The following is a 22,289-nucleotide window of genomic DNA, read 5'->3' as shown; positions in this document are numbered from 1 at the left end:
CGGCCGCTCCACTCGTCCCTCCGCCCATCCGCCCATGCGTCCATCCGCCGACCGCCCGGAGGCCCACCCGATGCGACAGTTCACGGCCGTCGTCAACCCCACCGCAGGCGCTGCCACGGGCGCGGCAGCCCTCCTCGGGGTGGCCAGGCTGCTGCGGGAGGCGGGCGCCGACCTGGAGACCGCCCACAGCCAGAGCCTGCGACACGCCCAGGAACTCGCCCGGACCGCCGGGGAACGCGGGCGGATCGTGCTGGCGGTCGGCGGCGACGGCATCACCGGCGCCATCGGCGGAGCCCTCAGCGGCACCGACGCGGTCCTGGGCCTGATACCGGCAGGGCGCGGCAACGACTTCGCCCGGGCGCTGGAACTGCCCACCGAGGCGGAGGCCCTGGCCCGCGTCCTGCTGGAGGCCGAACCGCGCCCCGTCGACACCATCGAGGTGCGCTCCGCGGTCCACGACCGCACAGTCGTCCTCGGCAGCGTCTACGCCGGGGTCGACGCGCTCGCCAACCGCCACGCCAACCACGCCGGACTGCTCAGGGGCGCCGCCGCCTACTACGCCGGAGGACTGCGTGCGGTGGCCGGCTGGCGCCCCGCTCGGTACCGCGTCACGGTCGACGGCGTCGAGCACGCACACCACGGCTACACCGTCGTCGCGGCCAACTCCGGCTTCTACGGCTCGGGCCGCGTCATCGCCCCCGACGCCAGGATCGACGACGGCCTGCTCGACATCGTGCTGATCCGGCACGCTCCCCGGCACCTGTTCTTCGCCCTGATGAACGAACTGAAGACCGGCACCCACGTCCGCCGCCCCGAGGTGCACGTCCTGCGCGGCACCCAGGTCCGCATCGAAGCCGACCGCGGCGTCCCCTACGGCGCCGACGGCGAGGTCGACGCCGAACTCCCGGTCACCGCCACGGTGCTCCCCGGCGCGCTGCGGGCACTGCACTGAGTCCTGCCCGCGGGTGGTGCGCCGGCGGAAGCCGACAGCCTGCGGCGCAGCGCCGGGGCGTGACGGGCCTCCGCGTCGAGCACCTGGGCACGCCGGAACGCCCGGCAGGACGACGGCGGACCCGGCCGGCCGCCCGCCCGGCCGTCCCGGGTGGCTGGGCCGCCGCATCGCCCAGATCATCGGTAGGGGGCCACGGGCCCCACCTCACGGGACGGGCGCGGAAGGCGCCGCGGTCGCTGCCGGTGGCCGGTACGGCGCACCGGGCTCGGCCGCACCGGGTGCGGCCGCCCCGCCGTGAGGCCACGCGAGGTGAGACGCGGGAGGACCGCACGGATGGACACGCATCGGAGCCGGACGGCGCCACGACGAGGGCCCCTGGCGGCCGTGGCGATGGCGCTCGCCCCCGTCCTCGGCATGACGGCGCTCGCCGCGTGCGGTTCGGACGGCGGCGGCGGTGACACGACCTCGTCCGCGAGCGTACGGCCCTCGGCACCCGCCACCGCCTCCTTCACCGGATCGGCGCCGTCCGCCCTGCGGTCGCTCGCGGAGTCGGCGAAGGCCTCGGTCTCCGCCGCCGCCTCCTCCGCCTCGGCCCGTGCCTCGGAGTTCGAGGCGTCGGTCTCCGCCGAGGCGGCCCGCGCCGGCGCCGCCGCGGAGAAGGAACTGAAGGACGTCGACGGCCGGGGCAACGCCACCGCCGACGTCTCCCTCACCGGCAAGCCGCGGGCGCAGACCGGCGGACTGCTCGCCGTCGTCGTGAACATCACCAACCGATCCGGCGACACCGCCTCGTACGCCGTCCAGGTCGACTTCCGCGACCCCGAGGGGAAGGTCGTCGAAACCCGTTACGTCGGCGCCGAAGACCTCGCGCCGGGCGGACGGGCACAGCCCCTCGCCGTCAGCCGCAAGCCCCCCGAGCCGCAACTGACGGCGGAGATCGCCAAGGCCCAGCGCTACTGAGCGCCCGGGACACGCAACGGGGGAGGGGCCTCCCCGTCAGCGGAGGGGAACGTACGGCAGCCGGTTGCCGGGGGAGCGGACACAGAGGTCTGCCACGAAGAACCACGAAGAACGACAAAAAAACAACAAAGAGCCACGGAGGGCCACGGAGAACCACGAAGGACACGGAGAAACGGCCCGGGCGCCTCGGCTGCGCCCCCAGCGATCGCCTCCGACGCGCACGCCCACTACTGTCCGTTGCATGACCGAGAACACCTTGCGTTCCGTCACCGTCGAACGGACCGGCACCGGACACTTCACCGCCACCAACCCGCGCGGCGGCACGATCAATTTCGGCACCGGTTCCGCGGACGGCGGCGAAACCGACTTCACACCGGTCGAGCTGCTGCTCGCCGCGCTCGGGGGCTGCACGGCCGTCGACGTCGACGTGGCCACCGCCCGCCACAGCGAGCCGACCCGGTTCACGGTCACCGTGACCGGCGACAAGGTCGGCGACGAACTCGGCAACCGGCTGACCGACCTCTCCGTCAGCTTCTCCGTCGCCTTCCCCGAAGGCGAAGCCGGCGACCGTGCCCGCGCGATCCTCCCCCGAGCGGTCAAGGTCTCCCACGACAAGCTCTGCACGGTCAGCCGAACCGTGGAGGCCGGAACGCCCGTCACGGTCGCGGTGGAGGACGCCTGACGGGACGGGGTCCCCGGCGAGGCGGACGCCGCCGGCCCGCCGGGGCCGCAGCAGAGGTCACGCGGCCCCGGCGTCGGCACCGCCCTCCGGCCGGGTCTCGCGGCCTCCCGGATGCCGGTGGCGCCAGGTCCAGAAGACCCCGCAGGACACCACGGCCCATCCTGCCAGCACCAGGAAGGGGAAAGCGTGCTGGTGCCCCGCGAAGTACACCGCCGTGTGCTGGGCGTTGACGGACGCACCGGGCGGGAGCCACCGGCCGATCAGGCCCAGCGGGGAGGGCAGCAGCGGCCACGACACCGCGCCGCCCGATGACGGATTGCCCAGCAGGACCATCAGCCCCCAGGTCGGCAGCATCGCCCAGCGGCCCACGAGCGTGTTGAACATCGTGAAGACCATGCCGCTCGTGAACATCGTGAGCGCCAGGATCAGCCACGACTCGACGAACGGCAGATCGAGCGCGCCCAGCAGCCAGTCCACCGTCGCGGCGATGGCGAACCCGCCCAGCAGCGCGTACAGAGCGGTGCAGGCGATGCGCTCGGCCGGTGTGAGGGCCCGTGCGTGCACGCTGAGCTGGATCGCGCCGACGAACCCGATGATCACCGCTGCGAGGGAGACGTAGAAGATCGCCAGCCCCCGCGGGTCTCCCTCCTGGAGGGGGTTGACGTCCCGGACGGTGACGGCGACGCCCGTCCGGCGGCCCACCGCCGGCGCCGCCTCGGCCAGCACCTCCGCGACCGACGCGCCGGACGCCGCGGAGAGATCCAGCACGACGGCCCGCTCTCCCCTGCGCACGTCGACGATCGCGAAGACCCGCTGCTCCTCGACCGCCGTCCGGGCTTCGGCCGCCGTGCCGTAGGGGTGGATCTTCACCGCCGTGTTGAGGGCCTCCTCCATGCCGTCGAGGAAGCGCCGGCCCTCGGGCTGATCGGGGGAGCCGACCAGCGCGGTCGGGATCGAGCGCGGGGTCGGGTCGGCCATGGAGTAGGTGTAGGAACCTGCGAACAGGGCCGCGGCCGCCGTCAGGATCAGCACGAGCACGGCCGCGGGCAGGAGCGGGGACTCCTTGAACCTGGCCCACCCCCGCGGCGGCGGAGACGGCTCACCGCGGTCGTCTTGTGGCGTTTCGGGCATGTGGGTCACGTTAGCCGCCCATGTCCCGGTAACCGGTCGATGCCCGGCACCTCGGACGGCCCGGCGCCGGCCCCGTCCGCCGGCGGAACGCGGGCCGCCGCCCGGCCGGGACCGGGCGCGGACCGCGACGTCCCCCGGCCCGGTGCGGGGGTTTCGTCCGCCGTCCGGCTGAAAGGAGGGCGCCACCGGGCGTGGCGCCTGCACGGCGGGCGTGGTCGCCGCTGGGCTGGTCGCACACTGCCGCACCCGAGCGCCCGGCTCGGCGGGCGGGCAGGACTCCCGGTGCCCCTTCGTCCACCGGGCCCCACTGTCGACCGAGGGATCTGATGGCGACCCAGACCGAACCTGTTGCTCCCGTGCCGGCGGTGGCGCGCCGCAGCCGGGGCCGAGTGATCGTCACCTGGCTGACCACGACCGATCACAAGAAGATCGGCCACCTCTACCTGATCACGTCGTTCTGCTTCTTCCTGATCGGCGGAGCACTGGCCCTGGCGATCAGGGCGGAACTGGCCAGGCCGGGACTGCAGATGCTGTCGAACGAGCAGTACAACCAGGCGTTCACCATGCACGGCACGGTCATGCTGCTGCTGTTCGCCACACCGACGTTCGCCGGGTTCGCGAACGCCATCATGCCCTTGCAGATCGGTGCCCCCGACGTCGCCTTCCCGCGGCTGAACATGCTCGCCTACTGGCTGTTCCTCTTCGGCGGCCTGATCGCGATCAGCGGCTTCATCGTTCCCGACGGCGCCGCCGACTTCGGCTGGACCGCCTACACGCCCCTCAGCGGTGGTGAGCGCACCACCCAGCTGGGCGGCGACCTGTGGATCATGGGACTCGCGCTGGGCGGCTTCGGAACGATCCTCGGCTCGGTCAACTTCATCACCACGATCCTCTGCATGCGCGCACCGGGCATGACCATGTTCCGCATGCCGATCTTCACCTGGAACGTGCTGCTCACCTCCGTACTGGTCCTGCTCGCCTTCCCCGTCCTGGCCGCGGCCCTGCTCGCCCTGGAGGCGGACCGCAAGTTCGGCGCGCAGATCTTCAACCCGGAGAACGGCGGGGCGGTCCTGTGGCAGCACCTGTTCTGGTTCTTCGGCCACCCCGAGGTGTACATCCTGGCCCTGCCGTTCTTCGGGGTGGTCACCGAGATCCTCCCGGTGTTCTCCCGCAAGCCGATCTTCGGCTACATGGGTCTGGTCGGCGCCACCATCGCCATCACCGGCCTGTCCGTGAGCGTCTGGGCGCACCACATGTTCGCCACGCAGGCCGTCCTGCTGCCGTTCTTCTCCTTCATGAGCTTCCTGATCGCGGTGCCGACCGGGGTGAAGTTCTTCAACTGGATCGGCACCATGTGGAACGGCTCGATCTCCTTCGAACCACCGATGCTGTGGGCGGCCGGCTTCCTGGTCACCTTCCTCTTCGGCGGCCTGACCGGCGTCCTGCTCGCCTCCCCGCCGATGGACTTCCACGTCACCGACAGCTACTTCGTGGTCGCCCACTTCCACTACGTCCTGTTCGGCACGATCGTCTTCGCGATGTTCGCGGGCTTCAGCTTCTGGTGGCCGAAGATGACCGGCAAGATGCTGGAACCCCGACTGGAGAAGGTCCACTTCTGGACCCTGTTCGTCGGCTTCCACATGACGTTCCTGGTCCAGCACTGGCTCGGCGCCGAAGGCATGCCCCGGCGGTACGCCGACTACCTCGCCGCGGACGGTTTCACCGCTCTCAACACCGTCTCCTCCATCGGCGCGTTCCTGCTCGGCCTGTCCACGCTCCCGTTCCTCTACAACGTCTGGAGGACCACCCAGAAGGGGCAGCGGGTCGAGGTCGACGACCCCTGGGGCTACGGCCGCTCACTGGAATGGGCCACCTCCTGCCCGCCGCCGCGCCACAACTTCGTCACCCTGCCGCGCATCCGCTCCGAATCCCCCGCCTTCGACCTGCACCACCCCGAACTCGCGCAGCTGGAGCAGGAGGTCAACGCCGGTCAGCGAGATGCCGTCGACGCCGAGGGCCACAAGGGCGAACCGCGGTGACAGCCGGTCGGCACCCCGCACCCGACGGGCGGCACAGCGCCCTGGCCGACGAAGCCGAGGGCTACCTCCTCGCCCGCGCCCACCACGACCAGGCGCACCGCGAGGCCGAGGACCTCTGCGCCCGGCTGCCCTGGCTGACCACGGGCCAGGCCGACGACCTGACCCGGCACTACGTCCGGCAGCGCACCGAGCTCACCCGCCGGATGCTCCGGGACACGGTCCGACGGGCCGCCGGGCTCCGGCGCGAGTACGAGAGCCGCTACGCCGTCCTCCGCCGCGACCTGCTCAAGCGCCACGCCGCGTTCGCGTCGGCGGTCCTCGCCTGCGCCGCCGCGGTGAGTACGGCGGTGGTCCTGCTCGCCCGCTAGGTCTTCCGCGTGGAGCGAGCCCCGGCCCGGTCCCGACGAGAGGCCACCGGTGTGCTGTTCGCAGACACGGAACCAGGCGTTGACGGGCCGGGCGGCCGGGACGGCCGGGGCGGACGGGGCGCCGCGCGCAGGTGGACGTCAGTCGTGGTGCCGGCGGAGTACGGCGGCCACGCCCGCGCCGGCGCCGCTCGCGTGCCGGCGCCTCGGCCGGTCGTGCCGGGGCAGGCGGATCTCGACGTGGCCGTCGAGGATCCGGGTGTCGAAGGCGGGCTGGGGCGCGGTGGCCGGGCCGCGTACGTTCCACCCGTCGGAGAGCCGGAAGACGCTGCCGTGCCACGGGCACCGCACGCACCCGTCGGACAAGGTGCCCTCGGACAGCGGACCCGCGAGATGGCTGCACCGTTCGGCCAGCGCGTGGACGGCCCCGCCGGATCTGCGGACCACCAGGACCGGCACGTCGTCCACGACACGACGTACGGGCTGCTCGACCGGGAACTCGTCCACGGCGCCGATCCGGTGCCAGCCCGCGCGCACGACGTGCGGGACCTCTTCCGCGTGGTTGGCGCCGGACGCCTGCCGGTAGGCCATGTGTCCGCCCAGCATGCCTCCTAGCCCGACCGCCGTCATGCCGAGGAAGCCGTAGGTCCGGCCGGCGGCCGGACGGCCCCGGAGGCGACAGGTGAGGGAGGCCGCGTAGAGGCCGACGGCGGCGAGATTCGCCACCGCGTGCACGAGTCCCACGCGGGTCTGCTCCCGGTGCAGTTCCGCCCAGTCCACCGCACCCGCCAGCGCCGCGGGCGCGGCGGTGGCCAGGCCGACACCCACGAGCAGGCCCGCCTCGCGGGAGCGGCCGGGAAGGGTGTCGAGGACGGCCGCTGACAGCCAGCTCCCGATCGGCACCTGCACCATCACCGGATGGACCGGGTGCCCCAGCCAACGGCCGTGCAGCACGTCCCGCCCCCGTCCGAGCGGCAGGGCACGTACTCCGTTGCCAAGGGTGTCGATCAGGGGATCGGCTCGCGGACTGCGCTCCAGACGGTCCAGGAGCCACAGCAGTCTGTTCTGCTTCGGACGGCGGCGTCGTGGCGTTGTGTTCATGCGCAGCCGGGTCCCCGAAGCGCGGGCGTCGCAAACGGCGGACGGAAAGCGGCGACCGCGCTCTCGGCCGGACCGCTGAAACCCGCGACCCACGGGGCCGCCGCCAGGCGCACACCCGTGAGGAAGGCCAGGGCCTCGACACCCCCGGGCCCTCTGCTGTGCGCGGCCCCGACCAGCTGGGGACACCTTGTCCGGCAGCCGTCGAAAGGGCCGCTGCCGCGACAGAAGAAGATCCCTTCGGGTGGAAGAAAATCTGTCGTGACGGCAGTAGACATTGCTGGATGCGGGGACTAACGTTGTGCGCGTACTCAGGAAGTCGAAGCAGGCGGCAGGACGAGCTGCCGCGCAGTAACCGCACATGTCGACACCGCGCAACCGAATGAGGTGAGGAGCAGACGCCATCAGGATCGCCCGGGTGAGGACGGAGTACCGCCCGGGTACCGCAGGCCCCAGATCGGAAGGTGGTCCACGGTCACGCATTCGCGATCCCCGCAGTCCCGCCCACGGAGCGGGCAGGCGGAACAAAGAAGCCGGTGCAGGTCAGCCGGTAGATGGTGTTGAAACCTCGGGGCCCTGGACGCAGACAAGCGTCCAGGGCCCCCCGACGCGTCCTTGGAAAGAAGAGGTCTATGCCCCCTGCTGATACCCGCACCCTCGACCCGCTCGACGACGACGACTACCCCGCCTACACCATCGGCCGGGCCGCCGACATGCTCGGCACCACCCCCGCCTTCCTCCGCGCCCTGGGCGACAACCGCCTGATCGCGCCCCTGCGCTCCAGCGGCGGGCACCGTCGCTACTCCCGGTACCAGCTGCGCATCGCGGCCCGCGCGCGGGAACTCGTCGACGCCGGCACCCCCATCGAGGCCGCCTGCCGGATCATCATCCTCGAGGACCAGCTCGAAGAAGCCAGGCGCATCAACGAGGAGCTGCGCGAACAGGCCGACCGGCGCAGGGCCTCGGCCTGACCTGCGACGACGGCCCCCCGGTCCGCGGCGCGGAGGAGGGGCCGGACCGCCTCCCGTCAGCGGCCCCTGCGCACCCGGGCCGCCGCACGGGCCTCTGCCGTCCTACGGGCCTCTGCGGTCCTGCGGGACTCCTTGGCGGCGCCGGCCGGACGGGTGCCCAGCCCGCGGAAGGGGGCGTTGCCGCCGCTGCCCTTCGCCCCGGCCGGCGGACGCTTCGCCCCGGTGATCGCGGTCAGCGCCGCCTCACCGGAGCGGACCTGCGTGACCGTCGGCCTGATCCCGGCCTCGGACATCATCCGGTTCACCTCACGCCGCTCGTTGGGCGTGACCAGCGTGACCACCCTGCCGGACTCCCCGGCCCGCGCCGTACGCCCGCCCCGGTGCAGATAGTCCTTGGCGTCGGCCGGCGGGTCCACGTTGACGACGAGGTCGAGCGCGTCGATGTGGATGCCGCGCGCGGCGACGTTGGTGGCCACCAGCACGGTGACCTCACCCTTCTTGAACTGGGCCAGCGTGTGGGTGCGTTGGGGCTGCGACTTCCCGCTGTGCAGGGCGGACGCCCGCACCCCGGCGGCCCGCAGGTGCCGGGTGAACTGGTCCACGGCGGCCTTGGTGTCCAGGAACATCAGCACCCGGCCGTCCCGCGCGGCGATCTCCGTCGCGGTCGCGTACTTGTCGGCGGCGTGGATGTTCAGGACGTGATGCTCCATCGTGGCGACGGAGCCGGCCGAACGGTCGACCGACGCGAGGACCGGCTCGTGCAGATGGTCCCGCACCAACTGGTCGACGCCCCGGTCGAGCGTGGCCGAGAACAGCAGCCGCTGCCCGTCGGCGGGAATCTGCTCCAGGATCTCCGAGACCTGGGGCAGGAAACCCAGGTCGCACATCTGGTCCGCCTCGTCCAGCACCGTGACCCGCACGTGGTTCAGGAAACAGTCCCGGCGCGACAGCAGATCGGTCAGCCGCCCCGGCGTCGCGACGACGACGTCGGCGCCGGCCCGCAGCAGCGCCGTCTGCCGGTTGATCGACAGGCCTCCGACCACCGTCGCCAGCCGCACGTCCAGCACCCGTGCGTACGGCTCCAGCGCCTCGCCCACCTGCTGGGCGAGCTCCCGGGTCGGCACCAGGACCAGCCCCCGGGGCCGCTTCGGCTCCGCCCGCCGGCCTGCCGTACGGACGAGGAGGGCGAGGCCGAAGGCCAGCGTCTTGCCGGAGCCGGTCCGTGCCCGGCCGAGGACGTCGCGGCCGGCCAGCGCGTCGGGCAGGGTCGCCGCCTGGATCGGGAAGGGCTCCGTCACCCCGAGGCCGGTCATCGTCGTCAGCAGCTCCGGCGGGAGGCCGAGCGCGCCGAAGGACGCGGCCGGCGGCAGGCCGGGGGAGAGGGCCGGGGACGTCGGGAGTTCACCCTGCGGCGCTGTCGCCGGCCGGTGCGTGCCGGTGTGCGGGAGTCCAGGGGCCGGCGGCTTCGCGTTCATGGGGAACCTTCCTCGGTGTGACGCCCGCAACGCGCCGGGGTCCGTACCCGTTGGTACGGACCCCGGCGGCGTCGAAAGCGTTCGCCCATTTTACCAGCGCCCGCCCGCACACCCACGGACCGGCCGACCGGTACCGGCGACCGCAGCACCGTGGACACCGACGGGTCCCGCGCCGCGCACGCGATCAGCCCTCCTCCCCGCGGTGATTGCTGATCAGGAGGCGATCGGGTCAGGCACAATTGACGGACGAGAGGGCATCGGAGGGGGCTGCTGTGGTGTACGGATCGGACTTCGGTGCCGGAGCGCGCAACGGACCGGCCGGGGCGTACGGCGTGACGCGGCCCGCACCGCCGTCGCGGCGGGCACGCGCCCGGGACGCGGCGGTGCTGGTCGCGGGGTGGGTCGCCCTGCTGTGGGTGCTGGAGATCATCGACGCGGTCAGCGGCCACGCCCTCGACTCCTACGGCATCTCGCCACGGGAGTTCGGCGAGTTGCGCGACGTCGTGCCCGCCGCCTTCCTGCACTTCGGCTTCGACCATCTCGCCGCCAACAGTCTGCCGTTGCTGGTGATGGGCTTCCTCGCCGCCCTGTCCGGCATCCGCCGCTTCCTCGCGGTCACCGCACTGATCACCCTGGTGAGCGGCCTGGGCGTATGGCTCACGGCACCGGCGTACTCCACGACGGCGGGCGCCTCCGGCGTGGTCTTCGGCCTCTTCGGCTATCTGGTCGTCCGCGGCTTCGTCGACCGCCGCGTCGGGGACGTGCTGGTGGGCCTCCTCGTCGGCGCCGTCTACGGTTCGATCCTGTGGGGCGTGCTCCCGACGGCGACCGGGGTCAGCTGGCAGGGGCATCTCTTCGGCCTGATCGGCGGCGTCGTCGCGGCGGTGGCGTTCCGGCGGACTCCCGACCGCCAGGGCTGAGCCGTCGCCCGGCTCCGCCCTGGGACCGGGCGCGGGTCGCCCGCCAGGATTCCGGGCGGTGCCGCGACGGTAGGAGCGGCGTTTCGGGGTACTGGGCCGCCATGACACCGGAGAACGATCACACCGAATCCGTGCGTGCCGCCCGGCAGCTGCGGCGCATCCGCCCCGTCTACGCAGGTGGGGCCGTCCTGTGGGCCGCCTCTGCCGCCTGGGCGGGATGGGAGGCCCCGGGGAGCCGGCAGATGTGGGTGTCGGTGTTCTTCCTGGTCGTCTTCATCGGCCTGTTGTCCGTGACGTCCCTGTGGCTGGGACACCGGCGGCCGGCCGATGCCGGTGGGGTGGTGCACCATGCCGCACCTCGGAGGATGGCCGCACGCCGGCAAGTGAGCGCCTGAGCGGGGCGGTTCGGGTTTCGCGCGGCGCGCCGCCGCCGCGCGGCCGCCACGGCTGCCGGCCCTGCCGATTCCCGCCGCGAGGGGAGCCGGCGGGGCCGGTCGGTCCGGACCCCGCCCACCCCGCCCCGCGGACGGCGCCGGGGCGCTCCCCGCCAGTGCCCGCAAGGCGGACGGCCCCTTGTCAGGAGCGGGGACGGGCCCCCGGTCCCGGCCGGGCGGTGACCTCACCGGGGGTGAGGGCCGAGTGGTCGGCGGAGCACTCGACGACGACGCGGACCGGAGCGTCGCAGCCGGTGTGGCGGACGTCCAGCACGGGACCCCCGGCGCCCAGGGCGTGGGTCTCGCCCCACTGGCCGAGCGCCATGAGGACGGGCCACAGGTCCCAGCCCTTGCGGGTCAGGCGGTACTCGTTGCGGGAGCGGGTGCCCGGCTCCCGGTAGGGAACGGCCTTCAGGACACCGGCCGAGACCAGCTTCCGGAGGCGGTCGCTGAGAACGGCTTCCGACAGGCCGATGTGACGGTGGAAGTCGTCGAAGCGGCGAACCCCGTTGACGGCGTCACGCAGGATCAGCAACGTCCATTTCTCTCCCACCACGTCGAGCGTGCGCTGGACGGGGCAGTTCTCCGTGCTCGCCTCAAGCCACTTCATTCCGCCATGGTAGAGGGCTGGCTTCGTCGTTGACAGCCAGGTGAGGCGAAGGCTAGCTTCATTTGCAAAAGTCAGACGGGAAGGCCTCGGCTCGTGGGACGAACGCGTACGTATCAGTGGGACGACCCCGCGATCCTGGCGGAAGCCGCCGGGCGCATGGCCGGTATCGACTTCCTGCGCGAGCTGCGCGCGGGGCGGCTCCCGGGGCCGCCCGTCAGCCGCACCATGGACTTCACCCTGGACGAGGTGGAGCCCGGCAGGGCGGTGTTCTCCCTGACCCCGGGGGAGGAGCACTACAACCCGATCGGCAGCGTGCACGGCGGCGTCTTCGCCACCCTGCTCGACTCGGCGGCCGGCTGCGCCGTGCAGTCCACCCTCGCGCAGGGCATGGCCTACACCTCGCTCGACCTCACCGTGAAGTTCCTGCGGCGGATCACGGTGGACACCGGAACGGTGCGGGCCATCGGCACGGTTGTCAGCCAGGGCCGCCGGACCGCCCTGGCACAAGCGCAGTTGGTGGACGGAGCGGAACGTCTGCTCGCCCACGCCACCAGCAGCTGCATGCTCTTCCCGGTGCCCTTGGCGTCGTAGGCGAGCGCGGTGCCCGGGTCTCCCGCAGGACTCCGGGCGGTGGTCCCGGCTCCCGGTCCCGGGCGGCGCCGAACCGGTCACCCGCGCCTCGTATCCTTCTCGCCGGCCGCCCACCGGGGCGCGCGAGGGGGAGGGGCACGCCCATGGGGGACGGGATCGAACGGTGGTTGCGCCGGGCCGGCAGGTCTCTGCTGACGGGGGCGGCCATGATGGGCCTCGCCGTGGCACGGGAGGGCTGGTGGCTCCCGCCTCGCGTCCTCATGTTCCTCGGGGGTGTGGCCATGGTGGTGGACTGCGGTGTCGAGACCTCGAGGCTGATCCGCTCCAGGCAGCCGACACGCGCGGCGTCGGACCGGCTGGAGGCGGCCGAGCGGGCGGAGCGCGGGTGAACCCGGGCCGTGCTCGGGGGCCGGTGGCCCGACGGGGCGTCCAGGCGGCGTAGGAGGCGGGCCGACGGCGGGACGGGCGGGCTCTGCGGCAGCCGACGCGGTCCGGCGTCCTGTCCGGCCGGAGCCCGTCTCCGGGGAACTGCGCGTCCGGGCGGCAGGGGACCGCCGCCGGTGCCGGCCGCGGTCACCCGGCATCCCGGCATCCCGGCATCCCGGCATCCCGGAGGCCGCCGGCCGCCCTCGCGGGCCACGAGCCCGGACGGGCGGCGTTCGAGCGGACGGCGCGGTGTCGCATCCGCGGGCGGGGAACCCCTGGAACACAGACGGATGCGGCACCGGCCGCGCCGAGACGTGGGAGAGGTGGTCTTGTGTCCGCAGCCAGGGACGCGACGGACGTGCTGGTGGTCGGAGCCGGACTCGCCGGGCTCGCCTGCGCCGGGGACCTGCTGGCGGCCGGCGTCGCCGTACGGGTCGTGGAGGCCGGCGACGAGGTCGGCGGCAGGATGCGCTCCGACCGGGTGGAGGACTTCGTCGTCGACCGCGGGTTCCAGGTCTTCAACACGTCCTACCCCCAGGTCCGGCGCAGGCTGGTTCTGAAGGACCTGAGGCTGCGGCCCTTCACCCCCGGCGTCCTGATCCACAGCCCCTCCGGCCGGCTCCGCTTCAGCGACCCCACCCGGCGTCCGCGCACGCTGCCCGACCTGTTGCCGGGCCGCCTCGCCGGACCGCGCGACCTGGCCGCCCTCGGCCTGCTGTCCGCCCGCGACATGCTGGCTCCGCCCCGCCGGCTCAAACGGCTCGCGGACACCACCACCCGCACGGCGCTCGCGGACGCGGGGATCTCCGACGCGTTCGTCGAGCGGTTCTTCCGCCCGTTCCTGTCGGGGGTCTTCCTGGAGGACGAGCTGGAAACCTCCGCCCGGGTGTTCCACCTCGTGTGGCGGAGCATGCTGCGCGGCACCCTGTGCCTGCCCGCCGAGGGCATCGGAGCCGTACCGCGAGCCCTGGCGGCCGCCCTGCCGCGCGGCACGGTCCACCTGGAGACCCCGGTGGAACGGCTCACGGACGACGGCGCGCTGACGGCGGGCGGCCGGGAGATCGCCGCACGGGCCGTCGTGGTCGCCACCGGCCCCGGACCCGTCAGGGACCTGCTCCCCGAGGTCGGCCTCCCCGACTACCGGGTGGTGACGACGTACTACCACGCCGCCCCGCGGTCCCCGCTCGGCGAGCCGACGCTCCTCGTGGACACCCGGCGCCGCTTCCTCAACACCTGCGTCCTCAGCGACGTCGTGCCCGCCTACGCCCCGCCCGGCCACGCGCTCGTCGCCACCTCGGTCCTGGGCCGGGACCGGGAGGGCGGGGAGCACGCCGTACGGGCGGCGCTCGGCGAGGCGTACGGCACCGGCACGGACGGCTGGGACCTGCTGACCGTCCGGACGATCGAGGACGCGCTGCCCGCGATGGCCCCGCCCCGGCCGCTGACCCGCACCACGCGTGTGGCGCCGGGCCGTTACGTGTGCGGTGACCACCGCGCCACCGGGTCCGTGCAGGGAGCCCTGGCGTCCGGGGCCCGGGCCGCCCGCGAGGTGCTGCGGGACCTGCGGCGGTAGCCGCACACCCCCTGCCGCGGCTCTGCGACGGTCGCCGGATCTCCGGTTTCCGGTCCCGCGCGTCGGCCGGACGCCCGGCTGCCGGGTCCGCGCGTCGGCCGGACGCCCGGCTGCCGGGTCCGCGGTGTCCGCCGACGCCCGGTTTCCGGGCCCGCGGCGACGGCCCGCCCTGCCGCAGGATCCGCGGCGGCGGGGCAGCACCCGTCAGGGCGGGCCGTCGCCGCGCTCCCGTTCCCGGCGCAGCACCTCCTCCAGGTCCGCCAGCCGGTCCAGGCCCCGCACGGGCTGCGCCATCCGCGGACTGCGCTCCAGGCGGGCCCGGTGCCGGTGCAGGAACGCCCAGTACCCGGCGGTGTACGGACAGGCCCGGTCGCCCACCCGGTCGCCCGGCCGGTAGGCGCACCCGCCGCACAGATCGCTCATCCGGTGCACGTAGGAGCCGCCCGACGTGTACGGCTTCGTCGTCATCCGCCCGCCGTCGGCGTACTGCGACATGCCGACGACGTTGGGGACCATCACCCAGTCGTGGCCGTCGACGAAACAGCGGTGGAACCAGTCCGTCACCGCCGCCGGGTCCCAGCCCCGCTGCAGGGCGTGACTGCCGAGCAGCATCAGCCGGGGAATGTGGTGCGTCCAGCCGGTGTCCCGCACCTGGGCCAGCGCCGTGGACAGGCAGCGCGCCCGCACCGCGTCGGCGTCCAGCTCCAGGAACCACTCCGGAAGCCGCTCGGTGTGCCCCAGGGCGTTGCGGTGGCGGTAGTCCTCGCCGAAGTACCAGTACAGCTGCCAGACGTACTCGCGCCACCCGGCGACCTGCCGGACGAACCCCTCCACGCTGTTGACCGGCGCCCGCCCCGCCCGCCAGGCCTCCTCGGCGCGCTCCACGCACTGCGCCGGATCCAGCAGCCCGAGGTTGAGCGAGGACGACAGGAGGCTGTGGCTCATCACCGGGTCCCGCGCCAGCATCGCGTCCTCGTGCGGGCCGAACCCGGCGAGCCGGTGCTCGACGAACCGGCGCAGCGCGGCCAGCGCCTCCCGCCGGGACGCCGGGAACCGGCGCGGCCCGTCCCGGCCGACGAAGCGCACCGCGCCCTCGCGCTCCCAGCGGTCGAGGTCGTGCCGCACCTCCTCGTCGATCTCGTCCTCCCGCGGCCGGTAGGGCGGCGGTGCGCCCAGGGTGCGCGCCTTCCTGGGCGGCGGCTCGCGGTTGTCGTGGTCGTGGTTCCACCTGCCGCCCGCCGGAGCGTCACCGTCCATCAGCAGGCCGTGCGAGCGCCGCACCCACCGGTAGAAGTCCTCCTGCCGCAGCCGCTGTCCGCCGTGCCCGTCGGCCCAGGCACGGAACTCCTCGTGCGGGACGAGGAACCCGCGCGCGGGCAGCACGGTCACGGAGCCGAGTGACCGCACCAGCCGCAGTGCGGCGTACGACGTCGGGTGGTGCACGGTCACCGGACCGTTCCCGACCGCCTCGCGCAGCCCCTCCCGGTAGGTCTCGGCGCGCACGTAGCGGACCCGGTCGCCGAGTTCCGCCGCACGGTGGCGCATCGCGGACAGCACCAGGTGCGCCTTGGCCCGGTGGAAGCGCCGGCGGCGGAACACCGAGCGGGCCTCGATCATCACCACGGGCGCGTCGGAACCGCCGGCCAGGAAATGCGGCCCGAGCTGGTCACCGAACAGCCAGTGGGGGACCGTCATGACAGCTCCTCCTCGTCTCCGAGCCCGTCCCCCCGCTGGGGCCGCCTGCTCGGGGACGCCGCCCACGTTTCGCCGCGCGGCCACGTCACGGATGCAACCACGAAGACGCTGCAACCGCTCGCCCCCCGTCCTGCGAAGTGGTGACGGAAGCGGACGGGACGGAGCATCGGCTCCGTCGTGAGCGGCGGCGACGCCGGACGAGACCATGGACCTGCCGGAGCCGGCGGTCGTACGTCCGGCCAGGCGTGCCGGGACAGGAGGTGGCCGGTGGAGGCGAACGGTGATCGCGTCCTCGTGCCCGGCGCCACCGGCGCCATCGGCGCGGCCCTCGCAGAGCGGCTGTACGGACTCGGCGCGCGGGTCGCCGTCGCGGGCCGTGACCCGGCCTCCCTGGCACGGGTCTCCGCCGCCTGCGGCGGTGCGCCGGCCCGTCGCTTCGACGCCTACGACCTGGACGGCTGTGCCCGCACGATCCCCTGGGCGGTCGACGTGCTGGGCGGTCTGGACACGGTGGTGGTGTGCGTCGGGGCCGCGGGGTTCGGTCCGGCCGAGGCGGTCGGCGACACGGTCGCCGAGCACCTGCTGACGGTCAACGCCCTCGCTCCCGTCGCCTTCCTCCGCGCGGCGCTCACCGTCGTACCGCCGGGCGGCACCCTCGCCGCGGTGACCGGCGTCGTCGTGGACGCCGCACCGGCCGGCATGGCCGACTACACCGCGTCCAAGGCGGCGCTGGCGGCCTGGCTGACGTCGGTCCGCCGTGAGCGCCGGCGCACCGGTACGGCGGTCCTGGACATCCGGTTGCCGCACGTGGAGTCCGGGTTCGCGGAACGCGCCGTGGCCGGCCGCCCGCCCGCCCTGCCCCCGGGGCGCACGGTCGACGAGGCGGTGGACATGATCGTCGACGCCCTGGCGGCGTCCCGTGTGCCGTCCACCCGGTGACGGCGGCCTACCGGGAGGGCGGACCGGGGCGTCCCGCTCGAACCGTTCCGAGCCCCGTGGGCCTGCGGCCGCTGCGGCCCGACGCGTCGGCCCGCACCCCGCACCCCGCACTCCGCGCCGGGAACGGGTGCCCGCCTCGCCGGTGCAACCGTCCCGGTGCTTTCGGCCGAATGATCCACGGGTCGGGCCGGACGCCGGGCGGCGTCGCCGCGCCCGCGGGACCGTCGTCTGCCGGAAGGAATGCGTGATGAGCGATCGCGGCGAACGGTACACCGGCGGCGTGGAGTCGCTGACCCCACTCGCTCCTCGCCGCCTGCGCCGTGTGCTGTTCCGACAGTTCTGGCGCGACCTGGTGTTCCTGCACTGGGAGGTCGACCCCTTCGACGTCGCCCGCCTCCTGCCGCCCGGGACGGTCCCGGACCTGTACCGCGGCCGCGCCTACGCGGGCCTGGTGTTCTTCCGCATGGAGGACCTCGCTTTCGGCAACGGCCCGCCGCTGCCGTACCTGGGCACGTTCAACGAGGTCAACGTGCGCCTGTACAGCCGTGACGCGCTCGGCCGGCGCGGTGTCGTCTTCCGCTCGCTCGACTGCGACCGGCTGCTGCCGGTCCTCGCCGCGCGGGCGGCCTTCGGGCTGCCCTACCGGTGGGCCCGCGTGTCCCGGCAGTGGCACGGGCGGCGTCTGGTGTACCGCACCCGGGGCCGGGCGCACGAGCACCCGAGCGGCCGGGTGCGGGTCCAGGTGTCGGACGACACGGTGAGGCCCCGGCCGCTGGACGAGTTCCTGACCCACCGCTGGGGACTGCACGAACGCGGGCCGACGAAGACGTACTACCTGCCCAACGCCCACCCGGTGTGGACCTTCCGGCGCTGCGACCTTCTCGACTGGGACGCCTCCCTCCTCGCCGCGGCGGGGGTCCCTCCGGTGCGCGCGGAACCCGACAGCGTCCTGTACGCGCCCGGTGTCCCGGTGCGGTTCGGTACGCCCGTGGCGCTGCCCGCGCCGGGCCGTGCGAGGTGAGGGGTGCCGGCCCCTCAGCGCGCGGGGACCGGCTCGCCCATGACGGCCAGGAGCCGGGCGGCCGCATGGTCCGGGCCGTGCTCACCGGCCTGCCGGGCCCACCGCCCCATGCGGTCGCGTACGGTCGTGGTCAGGAAGTGCAGCACCGCCGGCACGTCGCGGGGGGACAGGGTGTTCGGGTCCCGTACGACCCCGACGCCGGAGCGTTCCGCGTCGCGCGCGACGGCGAACTGGTCGCTGGAGAACGGAAGGACCAGCGCGGGGACCCCGAACCGCAGGCATTCGGTGAACGAGTTGTTGCCCCCGTGGTGGACCATCGCGTCCACGTGGGCGAGCAGGGACTGCTGCGGGACGGACGGCGCCACCACGACGCGGTCGCCGGCCAGATCCGCGAGGGCGGCCGTCCGCCGGCCCGCCGCCACGACGACGGCTGTGCTGTCGGTGCCGTCCACCACCCCGGACACGACGGCCCGCAGAACGTCGTCGCGGGCGCTCAGGAAGGTCCCGAGCGCGACGAGGACGACCCGCTCGGCCCGTTCCCGCAGCCGTCGCAGCCGCCGCGACCAGTCGTCGTCCAACGGCTCGACGGCACCGACCATGTGTCCCGCGTACACGTGGTCCGGGCCCGCCGGCGGCACGGGCAGCCAGGGCAGTTCCGGGTAGGAGTACACGACCGCGTCGGGCGACGTCAGCGCGAAGGCGCGGCCCGGGGCGGGGGCGTCGGGCGCCTCGGTCCGGACGAACGTCTCGAACAGCGCCGTGAACGCGTCGTCGTTCTCGCGGGCCGCGGCCGTCAGGCCGGCCAGTCGCCGCGGGTCGGGCCGCAGGGCGGCGGGCCAGTCGTAGGGCACGCCGAAGTAGCTGTCGGGACCCGCGAGGACGTAGGTCGGGTGCCCCGGGCAGAACGTCGCGTACCGCACCCCCAGACAGTGCAGGCCGAGCGTCACCGCGTAACTGAGCTGGTCCACCACGTACCAGTCGGGGCGCAACCGCTCGTCGAGGGCCCGCAGCTGCGCGAGCACGCTCGCCGGGTCGGCCAGCATGTCGGCCCGGCGGTGGCGGGCCTGCGTCATCAGGGCGGGAACCGCGCCGTGCCGGGTGGCCTCGAGGAACTCGTCCAGCCGGGCCGCCTCCGCGGCCTCCTGCTCCGTGGCCTCCGCCACGCCCGTGTTCGCGTTGCGCGTCACGGTCAGCGGCACGAACCGGGCACCGGCGCGGACCGCGAGATCCTCGAACGCCTCCGAGCACGCGAAGTGCACGTCCGCCCCCCGCGCCCGCAGGGCGGCCGCCAGGACGGACAGGGGGCGGGCGTGGGAGAAGAACGGCGGGCTGATGATCACAATGCGCGGCATACCACTCTTTCGTCGTGGCGCGGTGCCACGGATGCGGCGGATCCTCGACGGTGCGGTGCGGTGCGGTGCGGTGCGGTGCGGTGCGGGACGGCACGGTGCGGTGCGGGACAGGCCGCGCCAAGGCAGAATACGGCGGAGAACGGCAGAATACGGCGGAGAACGGCGGGACGCGGCCAGGGCGCGGCAGGGCCGCCCGCCGGAGCGCGCGCCGGGAGCGGGTGCATCCGGGTGAAGCCCCCCGGCAGAACTCGCAACGTCGTCCGTTCCGCACGAAGGAGACCAGAGTGTCCGCCTCCTCAGCGCCGCCGTGGGACACCACGGCGGCAACGCCGTCCCATGAGGATCCAGACCTGCTCGCCGCCGCGCGGGCCGTCTTCTTCCGCGGCACGCGCGCGGACGGGCCGGGTACCGCCACGGGCCGGCACCCCGGCGGTGAGCTGGCGATGCTGCTGGAGGCCGAGTACGGGCTCGGCCCGCGCCCCGTCCCGCACGGCCCGGCGCCCGCGCTCAGCCGCGAGGACACGGCCGTCGCCTCCCTGCGACGGGCCTGCCGCCTCGCCGTTCCGCTCACCCCCGAGGCCCTGCTCGCCCACGCCCACGGCGGGCCGAGGCTCGGTGCGGTCCTGGCCGAGATGTGGCCCGACACCGTGCGCCGCCACGGCGCGCGGTACGCCGAGGAGACGCTGCGCCACATGCTGCTGCGCGGTGCGCCCGTCGCCGCGCGCACCGCGTTCCTGCTGGACTGCGCCGAAACGGCGGACCTGCGCCCCCTGTCCGCGGCCGAGGCCGCGGCACTCGCCGGGCCCGCCGACCGGCGCGCCCGCCACGCCCTCTGGCGCTACCTGCACCGGCTTCCCGACGGCGCCGCCCACCTGCCCGTCGCCGACGCCGCGACGGATGCCTACGAGCGGCTGCTCCTCGACCCTCCCGGCACCCTCACCGAGGACACCTGGCAGGACCCCGGCATCGTCGTCGCGCAGACCATGCTCCAGGGCGACCTGGACACACCGGGACAGGGACTGAGCGGCGGCATGTCCGTCCTGCTGGGCGGACTCGGCGCCCGACTCGCCCTCAGCGACGGCATCGCCGGCGTGGTGACGGTGGTGACCGCGGGCCTCGACGGTCTGGCCCGCGACCCCCGTCTCCTGCGGGGGCGCGGCCCCGGCCACTGGGTGCTGCGCCTGCCCGTCGACGCGCCCGGGCCGCCCCAGCCGGACGCCTGGCCCGAGCACCGCGCCGCACTCGCCTGGTGGGCCACCCGCCTCCTGGGCGCCCTGCCCCGCCCCGTCGACGTCGTGCACGTGCGGTACGCCGACGACGGCAGCCTGGCCCTCGCGCAGGCGACCGCCCGGACGGGAGGACGCCTGTTCTTCACCGCGACCCCCGATCCCCACCGCAACCTGGTACGGAAGTACGCCCAGGCCGGCCCCCGGGACCCGGAGCGCGCGGAACTGCTGCGCGGCGATCTGCACCGCGTCTTCTGCGCCGACCGCCTGGTGGACCGGGCCGACACCGTGATCGGCATCCCCGGCCGCCCCGGCACCAGTGACCTGCTCCGTCACTTCCCCGTTCTCGGCGACCGGTACGGCCCCACGGGACCGCCCGCACCGCCCGAGGGAATCGCCCCGTACGTACCGGCGGCCGACGAGGTGTCACTGCGGCGGCGGATGCTGGACGACCTGTTCGCCGACGGCGGCCGGCCCGACGCGCTCGCGCCGGCCGACCGGAGTCTCCCGCTGCTGCTGTGCGTGGGACGGCTCCACCCGGTCAAACAGCAGGACCTGCTGGTGCGCACCTGGCTCACGACGGAGCTGTGGCGTACGACCACGCTGGTCCTCGTCGGAGGAGGCACGGACCGCCCCACCCCGGCCGAACAGCGGATGCGCGACACGCTCAGCGCCCTGCCAGCCGGGCAGGTGGCGGCGACACGGCGCCTCGCGATGCTCCCCGCCATGCCGAACGACGAGGTGAGACGCCTGGAGCGGGCCCTGGCCGACAGCGGCAACGGCGTGCCGACCTGGTACGTGTGCCCGAGCGTCAAGGAGGAGTTCGGGATCGCCGTACTGGAAGCGATGGAGGCGGGACTGCCGGCCGCGGGCCCGCTCCGCGGGGGAGTGGCGCACTATCTGCGCGACGGCGTCAACGGCATCCTGCTCGACACCTCGTCCGCCTCCGGCCTGGCCCGCGGCCTGCACCGGCTGGCGTCCCTGCCCGAGGACCGGCGCGCCGACCTGGCGCGCGCCGCCCGGGAGACGGTGACGACCCGCTACTCGGTGGCGGACATGGCGGAGGCCCTGGCCGCCGAGTACCGGGCGACGCCGCGCGGCTCCGCCGACGCGTGACGGCCGCCGCCGGGTGGATGTGCTGCGCCCGACGAGGGCACTGCGCCGGGCGACGCGGGACGGCGGGCGAGTGCGCTGCGCCCGGATGGCGCGGGGCTCGGATGCCGCGGGGGCCGGATGCCGCGGGGCCCGGAAGAGACGGCCCGCCCGGTGGTACGGGCGGGCCGTCGGGGTGCCGGGGCCGCCTCACAAAGTGATGACGCGCACCAGGAAGAACGCGGCGACGAGCAGGCAGCCGGCCGTGATCAGGAACAGCCAGATGCGCGGGTGCTCCCAGATGCCGCCGTCCGGTCGTTCGCGGTGCGCCTCGGCGGTCGATCCCTCCACGGGAGGGGTCTCGCCGGGAGGAGGCAGTGGCTCGCTCATGGTCACACCTCGTGGAGGGAACCGGAGGGGGCCCCGTCGGCGCGGGTCGACTTCCGCTCCTCGTAGTTCGCCAGGGCGAGACCCAGACCGAAGAACGTGGGAGCCCACTCGCCGACGAAGATGCCCCAGCGGTCGGCGCGCTCCAGGCTCTCGTTCCTGCTGGAGGCGAGCCAGGACACGAGGGACAGGCCGATCGAGGCGGTGGCCGCCAGGTAGGCGTGCTCGCTCGTGACGCCGGCCTCGTGCAGCTTCTTGACGATCATGAATTCTCCTCGGGCGGTCGGAAGAGTCGTATCCCGTCCGGCTGGAACAAAAGCCGCATAAAGGGATGTAGTTCACGACCATTT

The 22,289-nt window shown here is 74.0% G+C and carries 22 protein-coding genes; 14 read left to right on the top strand and 8 right to left on the bottom strand.

Annotated features, from left to right (window positions below):
- The first annotated feature begins 70 nt into the window (after window positions 1–70).
- The 3 genes from ACIP5W_RS17460 (at window position 71) to ACIP5W_RS17450 (ending at window position 2,594) form a co-directional block, all read left to right on the top strand.
- Complete coding sequence (locus ACIP5W_RS17460; RefSeq protein ID WP_401473544.1) at window positions 71–952, top strand: YegS/Rv2252/BmrU family lipid kinase; 882 nt, start codon at window positions 71–73, stop codon at window positions 950–952.
- 333 nt (window positions 953–1,285) lie between these two features.
- Window positions 1,286–1,912: a hypothetical protein gene (locus ACIP5W_RS17455; RefSeq protein WP_401473541.1), complete on the top strand. Its 627-nt coding sequence runs from the start codon at window positions 1,286–1,288 to the stop codon at window positions 1,910–1,912.
- 241 nt (window positions 1,913–2,153) lie between these two features.
- A complete protein-coding gene (locus tag ACIP5W_RS17450; protein WP_401473538.1) occupies window positions 2,154–2,594 on the top strand; it encodes an OsmC family protein in 441 nt (146 codons plus the stop codon).
- A 57-nt stretch (window positions 2,595–2,651) separates the two neighbouring features.
- On the opposite strand, the gene ACIP5W_RS17445 is transcribed toward ACIP5W_RS17450, so the two are convergent.
- The gene (locus tag ACIP5W_RS17445) at window positions 2,652–3,725 is read right to left on the bottom strand and encodes an ABC transporter permease (RefSeq protein WP_401473535.1); all 1,074 of its coding nucleotides are present in this window, start codon (window positions 3,723–3,725) and stop codon (window positions 2,652–2,654) included.
- Window positions 3,726–4,051: 326 nt separating this feature from the next.
- Here ACIP5W_RS17445 and ctaD point away from each other — a divergent pair, with 326 nt between their 5' ends.
- A complete protein-coding gene (ctaD, locus tag ACIP5W_RS17440; protein ID WP_401473532.1) occupies window positions 4,052–5,764 on the top strand; it encodes a cytochrome c oxidase subunit I in 1,713 nt (570 codons plus the stop codon).
- Complete coding sequence (locus ACIP5W_RS17435; RefSeq protein ID WP_401473529.1) at window positions 5,761–6,132, top strand: hypothetical protein; 372 nt, start codon at window positions 5,761–5,763, stop codon at window positions 6,130–6,132. Before ctaD ends, ACIP5W_RS17435 begins: the two co-directional genes overlap by 4 nt.
- 138 nt (window positions 6,133–6,270) lie before the next feature.
- On the opposite strand, the gene ACIP5W_RS17430 is transcribed toward ACIP5W_RS17435, so the two are convergent.
- Window positions 6,271–7,230, bottom strand: a complete 960-nt coding sequence (locus tag ACIP5W_RS17430) for a Rieske 2Fe-2S domain-containing protein (RefSeq protein WP_401473526.1) — start codon at window positions 7,228–7,230, stop codon at window positions 6,271–6,273.
- 629 nt (window positions 7,231–7,859) lie between these two features.
- Here ACIP5W_RS17430 and ACIP5W_RS17425 point away from each other — a divergent pair.
- Entirely contained in the window at window positions 7,860–8,198 is a 339-nt protein-coding gene (locus ACIP5W_RS17425) for a MerR family transcriptional regulator (RefSeq protein ID WP_401473523.1), read from the top strand.
- 56 nt (window positions 8,199–8,254) lie between these two features.
- Here the strand turns inward: ACIP5W_RS17425 and ACIP5W_RS17420 are convergent, their stop codons facing one another.
- Window positions 8,255–9,673 carry a DEAD/DEAH box helicase gene (locus ACIP5W_RS17420; protein ID WP_401473520.1) on the bottom strand — a complete coding sequence of 473 codons (1,419 nt, stop codon included), beginning with the start codon at window positions 9,671–9,673 and terminating at the stop codon, window positions 8,255–8,257.
- Between the two features lie 332 nt (window positions 9,674–10,005).
- Here ACIP5W_RS17420 and ACIP5W_RS17415 point away from each other — a divergent pair, with 332 nt between their 5' ends.
- Window positions 10,006–10,593, top strand: coding sequence for a rhomboid family intramembrane serine protease (locus ACIP5W_RS17415; protein WP_401473955.1), 588 nt, complete (start codon window positions 10,006–10,008; stop codon window positions 10,591–10,593).
- A 101-nt stretch (window positions 10,594–10,694) separates the two neighbouring features.
- A complete protein-coding gene (locus tag ACIP5W_RS17410) occupies window positions 10,695–10,988 on the top strand; it encodes a hypothetical protein (RefSeq protein WP_401473517.1) in 294 nt (97 codons plus the stop codon).
- 181 nt (window positions 10,989–11,169) lie between these two features.
- On the opposite strand, the gene ACIP5W_RS17405 is transcribed toward ACIP5W_RS17410, so the two are convergent.
- Window positions 11,170–11,637, bottom strand: a complete 468-nt coding sequence (locus ACIP5W_RS17405; protein ID WP_401473514.1) for a winged helix-turn-helix transcriptional regulator — start codon at window positions 11,635–11,637, stop codon at window positions 11,170–11,172.
- A 93-nt stretch (window positions 11,638–11,730) separates the two neighbouring features.
- Here ACIP5W_RS17405 and ACIP5W_RS17400 point away from each other — a divergent pair, with 93 nt between their 5' ends.
- The 3 genes from ACIP5W_RS17400 (at window position 11,731) to ACIP5W_RS17390 (ending at window position 14,227) form a co-directional block, all read left to right on the top strand.
- Window positions 11,731–12,228: a PaaI family thioesterase gene (locus ACIP5W_RS17400; RefSeq protein WP_401473511.1), complete on the top strand. Its 498-nt coding sequence runs from the start codon at window positions 11,731–11,733 to the stop codon at window positions 12,226–12,228.
- A 143-nt stretch (window positions 12,229–12,371) separates the two neighbouring features.
- Window positions 12,372–12,617, top strand: coding sequence for a hypothetical protein (locus ACIP5W_RS17395; RefSeq protein WP_401473508.1), 246 nt, complete (start codon window positions 12,372–12,374; stop codon window positions 12,615–12,617).
- 368 nt (window positions 12,618–12,985) lie between these two features.
- Entirely contained in the window at window positions 12,986–14,227 is a 1,242-nt protein-coding gene (locus ACIP5W_RS17390; protein ID WP_401473505.1) for an NAD(P)/FAD-dependent oxidoreductase, read from the top strand.
- A 204-nt stretch (window positions 14,228–14,431) separates the two neighbouring features.
- Here the strand turns inward: ACIP5W_RS17390 and ACIP5W_RS17385 are convergent, their stop codons facing one another.
- Window positions 14,432–15,922 (bottom strand): cryptochrome/photolyase family protein, encoded by a 1,491-nt coding sequence (locus ACIP5W_RS17385; protein ID WP_401473503.1) that lies wholly within the window; start codon window positions 15,920–15,922, stop codon window positions 14,432–14,434.
- A 267-nt stretch (window positions 15,923–16,189) separates the two neighbouring features.
- Between ACIP5W_RS17385 and ACIP5W_RS17380 the strand changes: the two genes are divergently transcribed.
- Together ACIP5W_RS17380 and ACIP5W_RS17375 are read left to right on the top strand one after the other, a co-directional pair.
- Window positions 16,190–16,861 carry an SDR family NAD(P)-dependent oxidoreductase gene (locus ACIP5W_RS17380; RefSeq protein ID WP_401473500.1) on the top strand — a complete coding sequence of 224 codons (672 nt, stop codon included), beginning with the start codon at window positions 16,190–16,192 and terminating at the stop codon, window positions 16,859–16,861.
- Between the two features lie 247 nt (window positions 16,862–17,108).
- Window positions 17,109–17,882, top strand: a complete 774-nt coding sequence (locus ACIP5W_RS17375; protein WP_401473497.1) for a YqjF family protein — start codon at window positions 17,109–17,111, stop codon at window positions 17,880–17,882.
- 14 nt (window positions 17,883–17,896) lie between these two features.
- Here the strand turns inward: ACIP5W_RS17375 and ACIP5W_RS17370 are convergent, their stop codons facing one another.
- A complete protein-coding gene (locus ACIP5W_RS17370) occupies window positions 17,897–19,234 on the bottom strand; it encodes a nucleotide disphospho-sugar-binding domain-containing protein (protein ID WP_401473494.1) in 1,338 nt (445 codons plus the stop codon).
- Window positions 19,235–19,518: 284 nt separating this feature from the next.
- Between ACIP5W_RS17370 and ACIP5W_RS17365 the strand changes: the two genes are divergently transcribed.
- Window positions 19,519–21,576, top strand: coding sequence for a glycosyltransferase family 4 protein (locus ACIP5W_RS17365; RefSeq protein ID WP_401473491.1), 2,058 nt, complete (start codon window positions 19,519–19,521; stop codon window positions 21,574–21,576).
- 186 nt (window positions 21,577–21,762) lie between these two features.
- On the opposite strand, the gene ACIP5W_RS17360 is transcribed toward ACIP5W_RS17365, so the two are convergent.
- A complete protein-coding gene (locus ACIP5W_RS17360; protein WP_401473488.1) occupies window positions 21,763–21,942 on the bottom strand; it encodes a DUF6480 family protein in 180 nt (59 codons plus the stop codon).
- A 2-nt stretch (window positions 21,943–21,944) separates the two neighbouring features.
- Window positions 21,945–22,205 carry a hypothetical protein gene (locus ACIP5W_RS17355; RefSeq protein WP_401473485.1) on the bottom strand — a complete coding sequence of 87 codons (261 nt, stop codon included), beginning with the start codon at window positions 22,203–22,205 and terminating at the stop codon, window positions 21,945–21,947.
- Between the last annotated feature and the right edge of the window lie 84 nt (window positions 22,206–22,289).

This window comes from Streptomyces sp. NPDC088766 (assembly GCF_044750845.1).
GTDB lineage: Bacteria > Actinomycetota > Actinomycetes > Streptomycetales > Streptomycetaceae > Streptomyces.
Note: the sequence above shows the minus strand (reverse complement) of the source record. Positions and strands in the feature narration are given on the sequence as shown.